Source organism: Comamonas resistens, from assembly GCF_030064165.1.
GTDB classification, from domain to species: Bacteria; Pseudomonadota; Gammaproteobacteria; order Burkholderiales; family Burkholderiaceae_C; genus Comamonas; species Comamonas resistens.
This window is the reverse complement of record NZ_CP125947.1, coordinates 2,040,079-2,053,989: the sequence shown is the minus strand read 5'-3', so window position 1 is coordinate 2,053,989 and position 13,911 is coordinate 2,040,079. Positions and strand designations below refer to the sequence as shown.

Annotated in this window: 15 protein-coding genes; 6 read left to right on the top strand and 9 right to left on the bottom strand. The window is 60.6% G+C overall.

Features of this window, described 5'->3' with window-relative positions; all coding sequences use genetic code 11:
- Positions 1-51: 51 nt before the first annotated feature.
- Complete coding sequence (locus QMY55_RS09655; protein WP_283488390.1) at positions 52-1,230, bottom strand: efflux RND transporter periplasmic adaptor subunit; 1,179 nt, start codon at positions 1,228-1,230, stop codon at positions 52-54.
- Positions 1,231-1,423: 193 nt separating this feature from the next.
- Between QMY55_RS09655 and QMY55_RS09650 the strand changes: the two genes are divergently transcribed.
- Positions 1,424-1,987, top strand: a complete 564-nt coding sequence (locus tag QMY55_RS09650; protein WP_211455885.1) for a TetR/AcrR family transcriptional regulator — start codon at positions 1,424-1,426, stop codon at positions 1,985-1,987.
- 106 nt (positions 1,988-2,093) lie between these two features.
- The gene (locus QMY55_RS09645) at positions 2,094-2,486 is read left to right on the top strand and encodes a VOC family protein (protein WP_283488389.1); all 393 of its coding nucleotides are present in this window, start codon (positions 2,094-2,096) and stop codon (positions 2,484-2,486) included.
- 51 nt (positions 2,487-2,537) lie between these two features.
- On the opposite strand, the gene QMY55_RS09640 is transcribed toward QMY55_RS09645, so the two are convergent.
- The 4 genes from QMY55_RS09640 to phaR form a co-directional block, all read right to left on the bottom strand.
- On the bottom strand, positions 2,538-3,869 hold the full coding sequence (locus tag QMY55_RS09640; RefSeq protein ID WP_283488388.1) for a tetratricopeptide repeat protein: 1,332 nt from the start codon (positions 3,867-3,869) through the stop codon (positions 2,538-2,540).
- 94 nt (positions 3,870-3,963) lie between these two features.
- Positions 3,964-4,359 (bottom strand): VOC family protein, encoded by a 396-nt coding sequence (locus QMY55_RS09635; protein ID WP_283488387.1) that lies wholly within the window; start codon positions 4,357-4,359, stop codon positions 3,964-3,966.
- A 160-nt stretch (positions 4,360-4,519) separates the two neighbouring features.
- Entirely contained in the window at positions 4,520-5,284 is a 765-nt protein-coding gene (locus QMY55_RS09630) for an SDR family oxidoreductase (RefSeq protein WP_283488386.1), read from the bottom strand.
- 232 nt (positions 5,285-5,516) lie between these two features.
- Positions 5,517-6,041: a polyhydroxyalkanoate synthesis repressor PhaR gene (phaR, locus tag QMY55_RS09625; RefSeq protein ID WP_283488385.1), complete on the bottom strand. Its 525-nt coding sequence runs from the start codon at positions 6,039-6,041 to the stop codon at positions 5,517-5,519.
- A 213-nt stretch (positions 6,042-6,254) separates the two neighbouring features.
- On the opposite strand from phaR, the gene QMY55_RS09620 reads away from it, so the two are divergent.
- Positions 6,255-6,740, top strand: a complete 486-nt coding sequence (locus QMY55_RS09620; RefSeq protein WP_283488384.1) for a hypothetical protein — start codon at positions 6,255-6,257, stop codon at positions 6,738-6,740.
- Positions 6,741-6,793: 53 nt separating this feature from the next.
- Here the strand turns inward: QMY55_RS09620 and murB are convergent, their stop codons facing one another.
- The gene (gene murB, locus QMY55_RS09615; RefSeq protein WP_283488383.1) at positions 6,794-7,891 is read right to left on the bottom strand and encodes a UDP-N-acetylmuramate dehydrogenase; all 1,098 of its coding nucleotides are present in this window, start codon (positions 7,889-7,891) and stop codon (positions 6,794-6,796) included.
- 104 nt (positions 7,892-7,995) lie between these two features.
- Between murB and QMY55_RS09610 the strand changes: the two genes are divergently transcribed.
- The 3 genes from QMY55_RS09610 (at position 7,996) to QMY55_RS09600 (ending at position 10,250) form a co-directional block, all read left to right on the top strand.
- The gene (locus QMY55_RS09610) at positions 7,996-8,481 is read left to right on the top strand and encodes a YajQ family cyclic di-GMP-binding protein (protein ID WP_283488382.1); all 486 of its coding nucleotides are present in this window, start codon (positions 7,996-7,998) and stop codon (positions 8,479-8,481) included.
- A gap of 130 nt (positions 8,482-8,611) precedes the next feature.
- A complete protein-coding gene (locus QMY55_RS09605) occupies positions 8,612-9,226 on the top strand; it encodes a retropepsin-like aspartic protease family protein (protein WP_283488916.1) in 615 nt (204 codons plus the stop codon).
- Between the two features lie 19 nt (positions 9,227-9,245).
- Positions 9,246-10,250 (top strand): HD-GYP domain-containing protein, encoded by a 1,005-nt coding sequence (locus tag QMY55_RS09600; RefSeq protein WP_283488381.1) that lies wholly within the window; start codon positions 9,246-9,248, stop codon positions 10,248-10,250.
- Here QMY55_RS09600 and QMY55_RS09595 read toward each other — a convergent pair.
- The 3 genes from QMY55_RS09595 to QMY55_RS09585 all read right to left on the bottom strand — a co-directional run bounded on the left by QMY55_RS09595 (position 10,245) and on the right by QMY55_RS09585 (position 13,886).
- Positions 10,245-11,981: an FAD-dependent oxidoreductase gene (locus QMY55_RS09595; RefSeq protein ID WP_283488380.1), complete on the bottom strand. Its 1,737-nt coding sequence runs from the start codon at positions 11,979-11,981 to the stop codon at positions 10,245-10,247. The two genes, QMY55_RS09600 and QMY55_RS09595, sit on opposite strands and share 6 nt — an antisense overlap.
- Positions 11,981-13,531: a polyamine aminopropyltransferase gene (locus QMY55_RS09590; RefSeq protein ID WP_283488379.1), complete on the bottom strand. Its 1,551-nt coding sequence runs from the start codon at positions 13,529-13,531 to the stop codon at positions 11,981-11,983. Before QMY55_RS09590 ends, QMY55_RS09595 begins: the two co-directional genes overlap by 1 nt.
- A gap of 139 nt (positions 13,532-13,670) precedes the next feature.
- Positions 13,671-13,886, bottom strand: coding sequence for a DUF350 domain-containing protein (locus tag QMY55_RS09585; protein ID WP_003056416.1), 216 nt, complete (start codon positions 13,884-13,886; stop codon positions 13,671-13,673).
- Between the last annotated feature and the right edge of the window lie 25 nt (positions 13,887-13,911).

Genomic DNA, 13,911 nt, shown 5'->3' with positions numbered 1-13,911 from the left:
TAAGGCTTGTCTTTTTTGGCATTCAGCGCTTTCAGAATCAGCGCATATTGCTCATTTTTTTGAAGTGGCTTCCGCGTCTTTGACGACGCCAGCTTCAGCTGCAGCGGCCGTCCGGATTTGCACCTTGGCGCCGGGCACGGCTGCCGCAATGCCTCCGACCACCACCCTGGCGTTTTCCTTGAGGCCCTCGGTGATATGCCAGTCGGAGCCGTACATGGCGCCGGTGCTCACCTTCTGGGATTGCACAATGTCGTTCTCGTCGAGCACCAGCACATGGGCCAATCCGTCGGCGCCGCGCTGCACCGCGCGCTGAGGCACGAGAATGGCCGCAGGATCCTCGCCCAGACCCAGGGTCACGCGCACATACATGCCTGGCAGCAGCAAGCCATCCTGGTTGGGAAACTCACCGCGCAGCGCCAGCTGGCCAGTACCGCGATCCACCGTCACATCCGAGAACAGCATCCGTCCCTGGCGTTTCTGATCCAGACCGTCAGCCACCAGCGTCACCGAAGTGCTGCGTGGCGACTGGCCCTGCAGCTGCTGGGCACGCCAGCGCGTGGCCGACGCGGCAGGCTGGCGAAAATCGGCGTAGACGGGGTCCAGCTGCTGGATCACTGCCATCGCTGTCGCTTCCCCCTGGCCAACCAGGGCACCTTCAGTCACCAGGGCACGGCCGATGCGGCCGGCGATCGGAGCTTTCACCGTCGCATACTCCAGGTTCAGGCGTGCCGCCTCCACTTCGGCCTGGACCGATTGACGCGTGGCCATGGCACTGTGCAGCGTGGCCTTGGCGCTGTCGAAATCCTGGCGGCTCACGGCTTCCTGCGCCACCAGCGGTTCGTAACGGCGCACCACGGACTGCGCTTCCGACAGCGCAGCCTCGGCTCGCGCCAGCTCGCCCCGAGCCCGCGACAGCGCAGCGCGCAGCGGCGCCGGGTCGATGCTGAACAGCAGCTCGCCAGCCTTCACGTCAGCGCCCTCCTTGAAATGGCGGCTCAGCACGATACCCGGCACACGCGCACGCACCTCGGCCACGCGCACAGGCTCGATCCGCCCGGGCAGTTCAGCGCTGAGGCTCAGCGCCCTGGGCTTGACGGTCACCACATCCACCTGCGGCAGCTCCTGGGGCTGACCACCCGCTTCCGACTGGATGCAACCGCTCAACATCATTGCGGCCGCCAATGCGGCCAGGGCCGGCCAGGCACGCACATTCTGGCTTTTCGTCTTCATGGCTTTTGAGTCTTGTCAAATCTTGAAAGAAGCGCATGATGCATGAAAATATTTTTTGAATCAAATTTGATTCATTAAGACCTATATTGATTCATGGCATTTTGATACCAAGTAAAGTTGCCATCCCAAGCTTTTAGGCTCGCTGCTTGAATCAAAATAGGTTCATACGTATCCGCCCCAACCGGAGCCACGAATGACAACAGCCCCCCACGACAACACAGCAATCCTCCCCCCCTTGGCCCTGGCCCTGGTCAACCACCCACGCGCCACGCTTCAGGAGCTGGCCAAGGCCATAGGCATCAGCAAGGCCACGCTCTATCGCTTCTGCCCCACGCGCGATCTGCTGATCAAGCGCCTGCTGGAGCAAAGCCTGCGCACGCTGGACGAAGCACTGGACGAAGCCCGTATCGAGGAAGGCCCGGTACTCGAAGCACTCAAGCGCCTCAATGCCAAGCATCTTGAACATCGCGAATTCACGCTGTTCCTGACCTACTACTGGAACGAAGTCGAAAAACCCATGGAGGAAAATGCGATCTGGGAACCCAAGGTCGACGCTTTTTTCCTGCGCGGCCAACAGGAAGGCGTGTTCCGCATCGATTTCAGTGCCGCAACGCTGACCGAGTTATGGCTGGGAACCGTGATCGCACTCATCGATGGAGAGCGCCGCGGTCGCATCCCTCGTGCCCCGCTGGCACAGCTTGCAGAGCAGGCATTTTTGCAGGGCGTCATGCGCCAGGACGCGCCAGCGCCCCTCTGAATGCAGAGCTTGCGGGCCGCCATGCCTGCCTGCCGCTGCAGCGCGGTCATACTCGGCCAGTGCAGCGTGCAGCCCATTCGTTTTCGCAACCCAGAGCAGTCTTGCCATGATCAGCCACCTTGACCACCTGGTACTCACCACGGCCAACGAAGCCCAATGCATACGCTTTTACACCGAAGTCCTGGGCATGCGGCTGGAGTCCTTCATCGGCGGCACCCCGCCCGTGGAGCGCAAGGCCTTTGTCTTCGGCCCGCAGAAGATCAATCTGCATGTGAAGGGGCGCGAGTTCGAACCCAAGGCCCACACTCCTGTGCCCGGTGCCCTGGATCTGTGCTTTCTGGCCTCGGTGCCGCTGAACGAGGTCATCGCGCATCTGCAGCAGTTGTCGGTTCCCATCGCCGAAGGCCCTGTGATGCGCACCGGTGCCACATCGAAGATCCGTTCCATCTATGTGCGTGACCCCGACCTGAACCTCATCGAGATCTCGGAGCCGGCCTAGCCGTGCTCGCGCTGGCAAGCCGGGGCCCGCGAAACGGCCCCGCTTGTCGGCTCAAAGCTGTGCCAAGGCCTTTTTGGCCGGTGCATGGCCTTGGGCGGCAGCACGCTGCAACCATTCACGCGCGAGCCTGGTGTTCTTTTTCACACCCTGACCATCCCGGTACAAGGTGCCCAAGGCATATTGGGCCGGGGCATCCTGCTGCTCGGCGGCCAGACGGTACCACTTGAGCGCCTGCGCCATGCTCTTGCCCACACCATCGCCGCTCTCGTACAGAGTGCCCAGGTTGTATTGGGCCTTTGCATAGCCTTGCTCGGCTGCCATGGCGAACCATTTGGCAGCCTCGGCATAGTTGGGCTTGTCGAAACCCTTGCCCAGGTACTGGAAGACGCCAACGTTGTACTGGGCCAGGACATTGCCTTTGAGCGCCGAGTTCAGGTTTTCCAAGTACTCCATGGACTGCGCAAACGAACCGGCTTCGGCAGATGCCGCGGAAAGCTGCTGCAGGCGCTCGGCGGCGGCCACATGCTGGTATTTCAGCGCCTGGGTGTAATAGGCGATCGCTTCCTTATCGTTGCGATACTCGCCCTCCCCCTGCTCGAACAGGCGGCCCAGTTCATAGTAGGCCTCACCCGAGCCGCGTATGGCTACAGCGTGCAGCAGCAGCACGGCCCGCTCGTAGTCGGGGTCCACACCCTGGTCTTCGAAGCAAATCTTTCCCAGCAGCAACTGGGCTTTTTGCACGCCTTTGTCTGCCAGCGGGGTCAGCCATTTCGCGGCTTCGGCATGGTTCTTCTCTACGCCTTCGCCAAGGTAGTACATCTCGGCCACCGTGAACTGCGCGAGCACATCTGCCTGTTGCGCCGCCATCAGATACCAGCGAAACGAAGCCTGCAGATCCTGGGCAACCAACTCGCCTTTGCGGTAGACAAAGCCCAGGCTATTTTGTGCTGTTGCAGAGCCCTGTTGCGCGGCGCGCTCCAGCCATGCGACACCTGTTGCGGCATCCTTCTCAACCGCTTCGCCTTTCAGATAGATCGTACCCAGCAGGTTTTGCGCATCGAGATTGCCAGCGTTTGCAGCCTGATGAATGCGTGCCAGGCCTGCCTCAGGATCTTTCTTCACGCCGTCGGCACCCAGCATATAAACCAGCCCCAGCAGATACTGGGACGGCGCATGCTGCTGATCGGCGGCCTGCCTCAGCCAGCGCAAGGCATCGTCGGCATTCTTTGCCACACCCTTGCCGTAAAGATAGGCTTTGCCCAACTCGTACTGTGCCGCGACATCGCCGGTCTTTGCGGCGTTGACCGTGTCGCTGGGCTGGGCCTGGGCACAACCCCAGACCGAGAGCCAAGCCGAAATCACCCAAGCACAAGGCCATCGCATACGCATTACATCGCCTTACAAAAAAAAGGCGAGTATATAAAGCAATGCGTTATCTACAAAGCGCTGGCAGCTATCAAAACCATATCATGTCCGCTCAGGCTGTCGCCATGGGCGTGCAAAGCTCAATCACGGAGCCATCCGGGCAACGCAGATAAGACACTACCTGACCCCAAGGCTTGGACGCTGGAGCGGCCAGCTCGGCAGCCCCGGCGCTCAGCGCATTTTTGTGGGCCAGATCGACATCCTCCGTGACCAGCGCGATTTCGAACCCCAATGGCTTGGCCGAGCTGTGTGCTTCGACATGACCACCTGAAAAATTCAGCGCCCCCAGCTCATGGGCAGCAAAGGCCAGCGTGGTCTGCCCTGTCTCAAGCTCGCCATAGGTTCCGGACTCATGCAGAAAACGCCGCTGTATGCCAAACGCCCTGGTAAAGAAATCTAGGGATGCCGGAACATCTGGAACATAAATGATTGTGTAGCCCAGTTTCATGAAAACACCTTTTCGAAACTCAATCAGGGTCGAACGGCAGCAGCTTTGCCGCCAAACACGGTAAGCGGGAATGCTCGCGCCATCCTACCCGGCAAAACAACAAAGGCCTTGAAACAGTTCAAGGCCTTATGGGAGCTACTGCTCAGACTCAAACCGTCATCTATAGCCCCATGCCCAGAATCGCGTTATCGGCATGCAGCTCGCTGCCGCTCATGACGCTGGAATCGTCGCTGGCCAGGAACAGTACCAGTTGCGCAATGCGCTCGGGCATATAAGCACGGCCGGCGCGGTTGTGCCTGGGGTCATGCAAGACCATTTCCTTGCTCACGCCCTGGGGCAGCGAAGCCTGCATCATGGGCGTGTAGATGCCATCGGGGTGGATGGAGTTGACGCGAATTGCATATCCTTGCTTGCGGCAGTTCAAAGCCGCAGCACGCGTCAGCGCAGACACAGCCGCCTTGCTGGCGCTGTAGCCAGCGTATTGCTCGATAGGCAGCCAGCTCGAGATCGAGGACATATTGATAATGGATCCACCGGCCTCCTTCATTGCCGCAATGCCCTGCTGGCAACCAATAAAGACCGACTCGGTGTTGATCTTGAGCAATCGGCTGAAATCCTCCAGGCGCCCCGTTTCCATATCGCCAGGCAGCAGGATGCCGGCGTTGTTGACCAGCACATCGAGCTTGCCCAGACGCTGCTGCACCGCAGCCATTACAAGCTTCCAGTCCGTCTCGCTACTCACGTCATGGCGAACAAACATGGCGTTCTCGCCCAGCTCGGCCGCCAGTTGCTGACCCAACGCTTCATTGATATCACTGAATGCGACCCTGGCGCCCTCACCGAGAAGCAGCTTCACCACCTCCAGGCCCACACCACTCGCACCACCGGTAACCAGGGCCGCCTTGCCCTGCAAACGACTTGCCATTTTTTCTGTCTCCTCTTGATTTTTTCGGCCCTGAACAGGGCATTGCCGCAGTCTGCTTTCATCGAACATCGCGTCCTCTTCGGCTTTTCATCAAAGCTCTTGCGGGGACAAAACCATTGTTCGGCCGCAGCAGTGCAACAACATCGTCAAATAGGACTAGACAGGGCAAGCCAACTGCAGGCATAAAAAAGCGGGCCTAGGCCCGCCAGAGAGATTTGCGCCCACCCTGCGCTCAGCGCTTGATGCCAAACACGCCCAGCATCTGCTCGGTCTGCTTTTGCATTTGCTCCTGCATCTGTGTGAACATGTTCTGCGACTGATCCATGTACTTCGCCATCATGGCTTGCATGGCGGCTGGCTGCATGCCCATGAACTGCTTCCAGACCTCCGGGTTCATGCCCTGGGAGTTCTCTGCCAGCTTGCTCTGGAAGTCCGTGAACATCTGAACGTTTTTCTCGATGTAACTTCCCATGAACCCCTGCATGGCATGCCCATAGAAGCGGATGATGTTGGCCAACATGGCTTCCGAAAACATGGGCGCACCCCCGGCCTCTTCCTCCAGAATGATCTGCAGCAAGATGGCGCGGGTCAGATCCTCGCCCGTCTTTGCATCCTTGATCACCACCGGCTCGCTATCCATTACCAATTGCTTGACTTCAGCCAACGTGATGTAGGAAGAGGTATCGGTATCGTAGAGGCGGCGGTTGGGATATTTTTTGATGACGCGCTGGGTCGCACCCTCGTGGCTTTCTGACATCGCAAATCCTCCGTGTTTATGGGTATCCCCACATTCCAATTAACTAGTGCACTGCAACAGATTCTAGGCAGCCCGCTCGCGGCTTTCGCAAGAAATAACCCTGACATGTCAGACATCTCGCACACAGCCTCATACAAAACTGCCTCATGTCTTGCATGGATTAGCTTGCAGAAGGTTTACAGTGGATGGGTTGTTTGACGAAAGGTTCAACGAATGGTTTTCACCAAGACATCCAAGGCTCTGTATCTGACGGCTCTGCTGGCTTCTGCCGGTTTCATGACTGGTGCCCAAGCTCAGACTCAGCCCGCTGCTTCTGCAGCCAATGCTGCACAGAATGCACCCGCAGAGGCTGCCGCACCTGCCGTCAATGTTGACGCCGCAGCCGCCGACGCCGCACTGCGCAAGCGCCTGCAAGCCATCACCACGGCCCTGGACGGAAAATCCAAGATTGCATCCAGCAATTTCTCCGAAAAATTCTTGCAGAACTCTCCGCTGGACAGTGTGCAAAAGGCCATGGATAGCATACGCACCAGCGTGGGCAGCTGCCAAACCGCAGGCCGCATGCAGACCGGCACCCCTGTGGCTGCCAGCGTGCTGCTGAACTGCACCAAGGGTTACGTGCCTCTGGAGTTCGCCATTGAGCCCCAGTCTCCCTACCGCATCGAAGGCATCTCCTTGCACCCGGCCTTCTGGAAGTAAATCGTTCGAGACACAAAAAAAGGTCCCCAGGGACCCTTTTTTGTTGGCTTTTTTCAAATCACCACCGGCTCCGGCTCAAGCCGGATGCCGAAGCGCTCATAGACGCTGGTCTGAATCGCCTTGGCCAGTGTCATGACTTCGCCGCCCGTCACACTGCCTTCGGCACTGTGCCGCTCACCACGGTTGACCAGCACCAGAGCCTGCCTGTCATACACACCGGCCCGCCCCATGGTCTTGCCTTTCCAGCCGCAGGCATCTATCAACCAGCCCGCCGCCAGCTTGACCGTTCCGTCATCCATGGGGTAATGCACGATCTTGGGCTCGCGAGCAATGATGTCTGCGCATTGATCCAATGTGACCGTGGGGTTCTTGAAAAAGCTGCCGGCGTTGCCGATGACATCGGGATCGGGCAACTTGGCACGGCGAATTTCGCAGACCCATTCGAAGATTTGCTGCGCCGTCGGCTGCTCCACGCCTTTTTCCGCCTGTTTGCGCTGCAAGTCCAGATAGCCCAGATCGGGCTTCCACGCCTTGGGCAAGGCCAGCCTCACATGCGTGATCACCGCTCTACCCTTGAGTCCCAGCCCGCGCGGCACGGCCGCACTGCCGGTGACAGGCCAGTACTTGGGCTGGGCCGGCGCATGCTTGAAGACCGAGTCGCGATAGCCGAAGGCGCATTGCGCGGCATTGAGGCTGAACTGCTCACCGGTGGCCAGATCCACAGCGTCCAGAGAGTCGAAGCGATCCTGAAGCTCCAGGCCATAGGCACCAATGTTCTGGACCGGAGCCGCGCCCACGGTTCCGGGGATCAGCGCCATGTTTTCCAGTCCTGTATAGCCCTGGGACAGAGTCCAGGCCACCATATCGTGCCAGCGCTCTCCGGCTCCGACCTCCACAATCCAGTGCCTGTCTGTTTCGCGCAGCAAGCGCATGCCCATGATTTCCATCTTGAGCACCACGGGCGCCACGTCACCCGTCAGCACCACATTGCTGCCACCGCCCAGCACAAACACCGGCTGGCGCCCCCACAATGGGTCGCTCAGAAACTGGCGAATGTCATCCTCGCTACGGATGCGCACCAGGGTTTCGGCACGCGCAGCAATGCCAAAGGTATTGCAATGCTGCAGGGGAACATTTTTCTCGACTAACATCCATCCAATTGTCGCACTGCGCCTGCCTGGCTGCAGCCCAACGCTTGTTCATCGTGCAAGCGCACTGTGACTTGTTTCACATTGAATTTGATAGGAAATGCCTCATGCCTTCTTTTGACACCGTTTGCGAAGCCAATTTCGTTGAAGTCAAGAACGCCGTTGACAACGCCACCAAGGAAATTGGCACACGCTTTGACTTCAAGGGCACTTCGGCCGCCGTCGAGCTCAAGGACAAGGAAATCACCATGTACGGTGATGCCGAGTTCCAGCTCCAGCAAGTGGAAGACCTGCTGCGTAACAAGCTGACCAAGCGCAATGTGGACGTGCGTTTTCTCGACATCCAGAAGGCCCAGAAGATCGGTGGCGACAAGGTCAAGCAGGTCATCAAGGTCAAGAACGGCATTGAGTCCGATCTGGCCAAGCAGCTGCAAAAGCTGCTCAAGGAAAGCAAGCTCAAGGTGCAAGCCGCCATTCAGGAAGAGAAGGTACGAGTCACCGGAGCCAAGCGTGATGACCTGCAAGCAGCCATGGCGCTGATCCGCAAGGATCTGGCCGATCACCCTCTGTCGTTCAACAACTTCCGGGATTGAAGTGCAACACCCCCTGAGCGGCTGCGCCGCTTGCCCCTCTCTCGCTGCGCGGGAGGGGGACGATGCCTGCGCCGCGGGGCGGCCCTTGCTTGGCATCTCTCGCCTGAGCCTCACCAGCATTGTCATGCTCATGGCATCGAGCGGCGTCTGGGGGCAATCCGTGGCACTGACCGGCATGCTGGGCAGCAAGGCCTTGCTGGTCATCAACGGCGGCGCCCCCAAGGCATTGGCCGCCAACGAGAGCCATCAAGGCGTGCGCCTGTTGCAGTTGAACGGCGACAGCGCTGTCGTCGATGTGCAGGGACAGCGCCAGACATTGCGGCTGGGAGAAGCCCCTGTCAGCATCGGCAGCCGCGGCGGAGCAGGTGGAGCCTCTCGTTCCAACCGGCTGGTACTGCAGGCGGATTCACGTGGCCATTTCATAGATCGCGGGCTGATCAATGGCCAGGCCATGCAGTACATGGTCGACACCGGAGCCAGCACCATAGCCATAGGCCGCAACGATGCCGAGCGCATGGGCCTGGCCTTCGAGCAAGGCACCCCGGTGATGATGCGTACCGCCAACGGCACGGCTCAGGGCTGGCGCATCAAGCTGAACAGCGTGCGCGTTGGCGAGATGGACCTGTATGACGTGGAGGCCATCGTCGCTCCTCAGTCCATGCCTTATGTGCTGCTGGGCAACAACCTGCTGTCCCACTTCCAGATGACACGCAAGGGCACCGAGATGGTGCTGGAAAGGCGCTGACGCGCAAGCGCATACCCCCATGCAAGCACGCAACGAAGAGTCTTACGAGGATTTGCTGGGCCTGTGGTCCGACCTGGAGGCAGCCCTGTCCGTGCTGCTGAGCGAGCCGCTGCGCATGCCGGGCTTCACGCCCAAGCTGCAGCAGATCGACCTGTGGTTGCAGGACCTGATCAGCCATGACACCGATGTGGCGCTGTACCTGATGTTCCAGCGCGCCAGCTCCACCACGGTGGGCTACAGCCCCTCTCACGCCCTGGTATGCGCAAGCCTGTGCCATGTGCTGTCCAAGGTGCTGCAGCTGCCGCAGTCCGAGCGCGACACACTGATTCTGGCTGCGCTGACCATGAATATCGGCATGACGGCGCTGCAAAACCAGCTGGCCGAGCAGCGTGAGCCGCTGTCTCCCCTGCAGTCCGACAAAGTGAAGCTGCACCCCACGGAAGGGCGTGTACTGCTGGAGCATCTGCTGGTGCGCGATACGCTGTGGCTCAAAGTCGTGCAGCACCATCACGAGATCCCACCCCCTGCTCCGCTCGCACAGTTGCAACCCGTGCAGCGCCTGGTGCGCATCCTGGGCACGGTGGACCGTTATGCGGCCCTGATCAGCCCGCGCAAAACCCGTAGCGGCCGCTCGGCTGCCGAGTCGCTGCAGATTCTGCAGCAGGACCAGCAATATGCCGATGAGGTCAAACAGGCGCTGACGGAGGTCGTAGGCACCTACCCTCCCGGCACCTATGTGCAGCTGGACAACGGTGAAATTGCCGTGGTGCTGCGCCGCGGCCCCAACCCCGCCGAGCCCCAGATCGCCAGCGTGATCGACGCCGACGGCCACGGTCTGTATCCACCGATACTGCATATGGCGAACCGCCGGCCGCAAATCCGCTCTGCGCTGGCACGCTCTTCGCTGACGCTGGACCTGGACCTGCGCTCCATGGCCCAGCTGGGCGTGCATAGCGCTCGTGGCAGTGCCGCGCTTTACCGTATGGTCAAGTTGCCGGGCAGCAGAGTACTGAGCGACTCATGAGCCCTGTGCCGCCCACAGCCCCGCATGATGGCCGCGGGTGAAAGCTTCTTCCAGCACGGAGTAACCGGCCCAATCGGAATGGGCAAAGGTCAAGCGTCCTGCCACAGGCGCGGGCAAAAGCTCCACACGCTCACCATTCAATAGCGCACTGCGCTTTCCAGTATTGGATTTCAGCGCAATTTCACTCAAAATCCGTTGATCGCCAACACGCGGAATCGGCATGGCATGGCCATAGCGCGTGATCTCCATGCGCGTGGCCCGCAGCAGCAGATCAGGATGCGGGCCGCTGAGCGTGCCCACAATGCGCTCGCGCCAGAATTCAAAAGGCTGCTGCAGCAACTGCTGACGGCCCTGCTCCCAGTCGCCGAGCGCCTGGTAGTAGCTGAGCACCGTGGGCTGGCGGGTAATGCGATCCAGCCGCTGGCTGCCCGCATCCACATAGCCCAGGCCGCCCTGATTGCCATCCTGGTACAGCACATTGTCCCAGGAGGGCTCGGCCCCCGGATAGTCGGCCAGTTGCCGGTCGATATGGATATTCGCCACCAGCCAGGGCGCCCAGTCCAGCCGCGCGGCCACGGTACGCAGAAAATCCGGCGGATTGCGCAGCACACGAGCCGCGACAAAGCTGGGCAGCGCCACCACGCAGCGCGCCGCCAGCCACCGCTCATGCTGGCGGCGGCCATGGTGCCAGGTGTCAACCTGCACGCCATCACGGCCTTCGGCGATGGAAAGCACGCTGCAGTCGGTATTCAGCTGCGTGGCCTTGAGCCGCTGCACCAATTGCTGAGACAGCCAGCCATTGCCCTGAGGCCAGGTCAGCACCTGCTCTCCATCCTCTTCGGTGCGCGCCTCCGTTGCGGCGCGAGGCGCATGAAAGCCATGCCGGCTGGCAAAGTAGTGCAGCCCGGCCCAAGCCGAGACGCGGTGAATGCCCGCGCCGAAATCATCACGGCAGCAGTAGTTGAGATACCAGAGCAGATACTCATCATCCAGCCCTTGCTGGGCCAGCCAGTCGTCAAAGCGCTGGGCATCGAGCCGGGCATGGGCTTCAGGCAAACGCCCCGCACGCTGCCAGACACGGATCGACGGCATGGCAAAGGCCGACTCGGCCATGGCAGCGTTCATGCATTGCTCAAAGCGCGCATATTGCTCAAGGGTCCGGCTGGCCACGCCCTGCACGGGCAGCAATCCCTCCTGCCAGTGGCCATCCAGATACAGCCTCTCCTGGGGGCTATGACAAAGATAGCGTTCCTCGTACTGCCAGCGCCCCGCAACCTGCTTGCGCAGCCCCAGCTCCTGCAGCCAGTCCTGTATCTCCCAGGCCGAGTCTCCGGGCACCGGCAGATAGTGCGCGCCCAACGGGCAGGCTATGCCTTTGAGCTGCCCGCCCTGACTGTTACCGCCCATTGCCGCCTGGGTATCGAGCAAAACAGCGCCACCCATCCCCGCCAACTCCAGCGCGCGGGCCGCCGCCAAGCCTGCCATGCCGCCGCCGGCAATCACCACAGGCGCCCGGTACACCGCGGCAGGAGCCGGCAGCTCCAGCCCCTGTGCCAGCCGCTGCCAGAACGGGCGCAGGCTATGGCCGCGCTCCAGAGCCACGCCGGTAAAGCCGCCGGGCAAATCCGCCAGCGCAGGCTCCACCGGCTTGCAGGCCGTCAATGCACTTGCACCGGCAGCGCTGGCAGCAACCCATCTGAGCCAGTCACGGCGATGCAACGGCTCCATCATCAGTGCTCCACCTTGCCCCATTCGCGCTCATAGGTGTTGACCAGCACCTGATTCGAGAGTCGGTTGACCTCGGCAGGAACGCGGGCCATATCGAGCGGAAAGTCGAACATCAGTCTCAGCGAGGGCAAGCTCAGGAAGCGCAGCCCCTGGGGCAGGGTTTCGGGCTCGCGCCAGGGTCTATGACTGGCCAGCACAAAGCCCCACTCCCCGAAGCTGGGCACATGGGCGTGATACGGCGTAGCCTTCAGTCCCACCGATTCGACGGTGTTAACCACGGTCCAGAAGCTTTGGCGCGCGATCAAGGGGGACGTGGTCTGCACCACGGCATAACCGCTGGCAGCCAGCCGCTTGTCCAGCAAGGCATAGAAGCTGTTGGTGAACAGCTTGCCGATGGCGAAATTGGTGGGATCGGGGAAGTCCACCACGATGACGTCAAACGTGTCGCTACCCTGCTGCAGCCAGTGGAATGCGTCCGTGTTGACAATGCTCACCCGCGGATCGTTGAACGCATTGCCGTTGAGCGCCGTCATCATGGCATTGGTGCGAAACAGATCGGTCATGACCGGATCCAGCTCCACCAGCACCACGGATTCAACCGTGGGGTACTTGAGCACCTCGCGCACCGCCATGCCGTCGCCACCGCCGAGAACCGCAACCCTCTTGGGAGCTCCATGCGCGGCCATGGCGGGATGCACCAGGGCTTCGTGATAGCGGTACTCATCACTCTGGGCGAACTGCAGATTGCCGTTCAAGTACAGACGCGCCCCCTGGCGCCCCTGTGTGACCACGATGCGCTGATACGGCGAGCTGCTGCTCAGCACGATGCGATCCTGGTAGAAGTGATCATCGGCCAGACGGGTCAGGTGGTCGGCGCCCAGAACACCCAGCCCCAATGTCATCATCACCAACGCGCAGGCCCAGGCATGGGCCCGCAGCTGACGCAGCTCATGCTTGAACAGCACCAGCGCCCACACGGCCACCGCAGCGTTCATGAAACCGAACAGCAGGCCTGTGCGCACCAGGCCCAGCTTGGGCACCAGCACGATGGGAAACGCCATGGACACTGCCAGCGCTCCCAGATAGTCAAAGGTCAGAACCTTGGAAACCAGATCCTTGAGCGAGGCATTGCGCTTGAGGATGCGCATGACCAGCGGAATCTCCAGCCCCACCAGCGTACCCACCACCAACACCATGCCGTAGAGCAAAAAACGGAAGGCGCCGGGCGCATAGGCATTGGCCAGAAACAGCACGGCCGGCAAGGCGCCGCCTATCAGCGCCACCATCAACTCCACACGCAGAAAATGCGCGGGCAGTTGCTCCTCGAAATAGCGCGACAGCCATGAGCCAATGCCCATGGCAAACAGATAGGTGCCGATGATAGTCGAGAACTGCAGCACCGAGTCGCCCAGCAGATAGGACGCCAGCGCGCCTGCCGCCAGCTCGTACAGCAAACCGCAGGCTGCAATCACGAACACGCTGAACAGCAACGCCACATCAATGGGGCTAGGCCCCTGGCCAGCGCTATGCTCCTCGGCCACCATCGAAGTCATCTAATCTGCCCTATTTTCCAAAAAGCGCCACAGCCAAAAACCGGCGCAACCCAACACAGTGACGCCGAGCAAGAGCCGCCTCGCGGCGATGGCGTCGTCCCCCTTTCAGGGGGGAAGCGGCAAAGCCGCTCAGGGGGTATTAATGTATTGCCGCTGCGACGATGATGCTGATCCCCAGGCACATGGCAGCCACCACCATGGCCAGCGCCTTGTTGTGTTTTTCGACAATCTCGGCCCACATGTCCACGGGCGTAATCTTGTCGATGATGATGAAGCACAGCCAGAACACCACCACGCCCACCAGCGCGTAAATGATGGAGCCGAAGAAATTCTGGGGGTTGAACCAGTCAAACATGATCTCTCTCCTCTGATGAGATATG

Coding starts and splice junctions, on each gene's coding strand:
- QMY55_RS09655 (WP_283488390.1), bottom strand. CDS start 1,230: ATGAAGACGAAAAGCCAGAATGTGCGTGCCTGGCCGGCCCTGGCCGCA.
- QMY55_RS09650 (WP_211455885.1), top strand. CDS start 1,424: ATGACAACAGCCCCCCACGACAACACAGCAATCCTCCCCCCCTTGGCC.
- QMY55_RS09645 (WP_283488389.1), top strand. CDS start 2,094: ATGATCAGCCACCTTGACCACCTGGTACTCACCACGGCCAACGAAGCC.
- QMY55_RS09640 (WP_283488388.1), bottom strand. CDS start 3,869: ATGCGATGGCCTTGTGCTTGGGTGATTTCGGCTTGGCTCTCGGTCTGG.
- QMY55_RS09635 (WP_283488387.1), bottom strand. CDS start 4,359: ATGAAACTGGGCTACACAATCATTTATGTTCCAGATGTTCCGGCATCC.
- QMY55_RS09630 (WP_283488386.1), bottom strand. CDS start 5,284: ATGGCAAGTCGTTTGCAGGGCAAGGCGGCCCTGGTTACCGGTGGTGCG.
- phaR (WP_283488385.1), bottom strand. CDS start 6,041: ATGTCAGAAAGCCACGAGGGTGCGACCCAGCGCGTCATCAAAAAATAT.
- QMY55_RS09620 (WP_283488384.1), top strand. CDS start 6,255: ATGGTTTTCACCAAGACATCCAAGGCTCTGTATCTGACGGCTCTGCTG.
- murB (WP_283488383.1), bottom strand. CDS start 7,891: ATGTTAGTCGAGAAAAATGTTCCCCTGCAGCATTGCAATACCTTTGGC.
- QMY55_RS09610 (WP_283488382.1), top strand. CDS start 7,996: ATGCCTTCTTTTGACACCGTTTGCGAAGCCAATTTCGTTGAAGTCAAG.
- QMY55_RS09605 (WP_283488916.1), top strand. CDS start 8,612: ATGGCATCGAGCGGCGTCTGGGGGCAATCCGTGGCACTGACCGGCATG.
- QMY55_RS09600 (WP_283488381.1), top strand. CDS start 9,246: ATGCAAGCACGCAACGAAGAGTCTTACGAGGATTTGCTGGGCCTGTGG.
- QMY55_RS09595 (WP_283488380.1), bottom strand. CDS start 11,981: ATGATGGAGCCGTTGCATCGCCGTGACTGGCTCAGATGGGTTGCTGCC.
- QMY55_RS09590 (WP_283488379.1), bottom strand. CDS start 13,531: ATGACTTCGATGGTGGCCGAGGAGCATAGCGCTGGCCAGGGGCCTAGC.
- QMY55_RS09585 (WP_003056416.1), bottom strand. CDS start 13,886: ATGTTTGACTGGTTCAACCCCCAGAATTTCTTCGGCTCCATCATTTAC.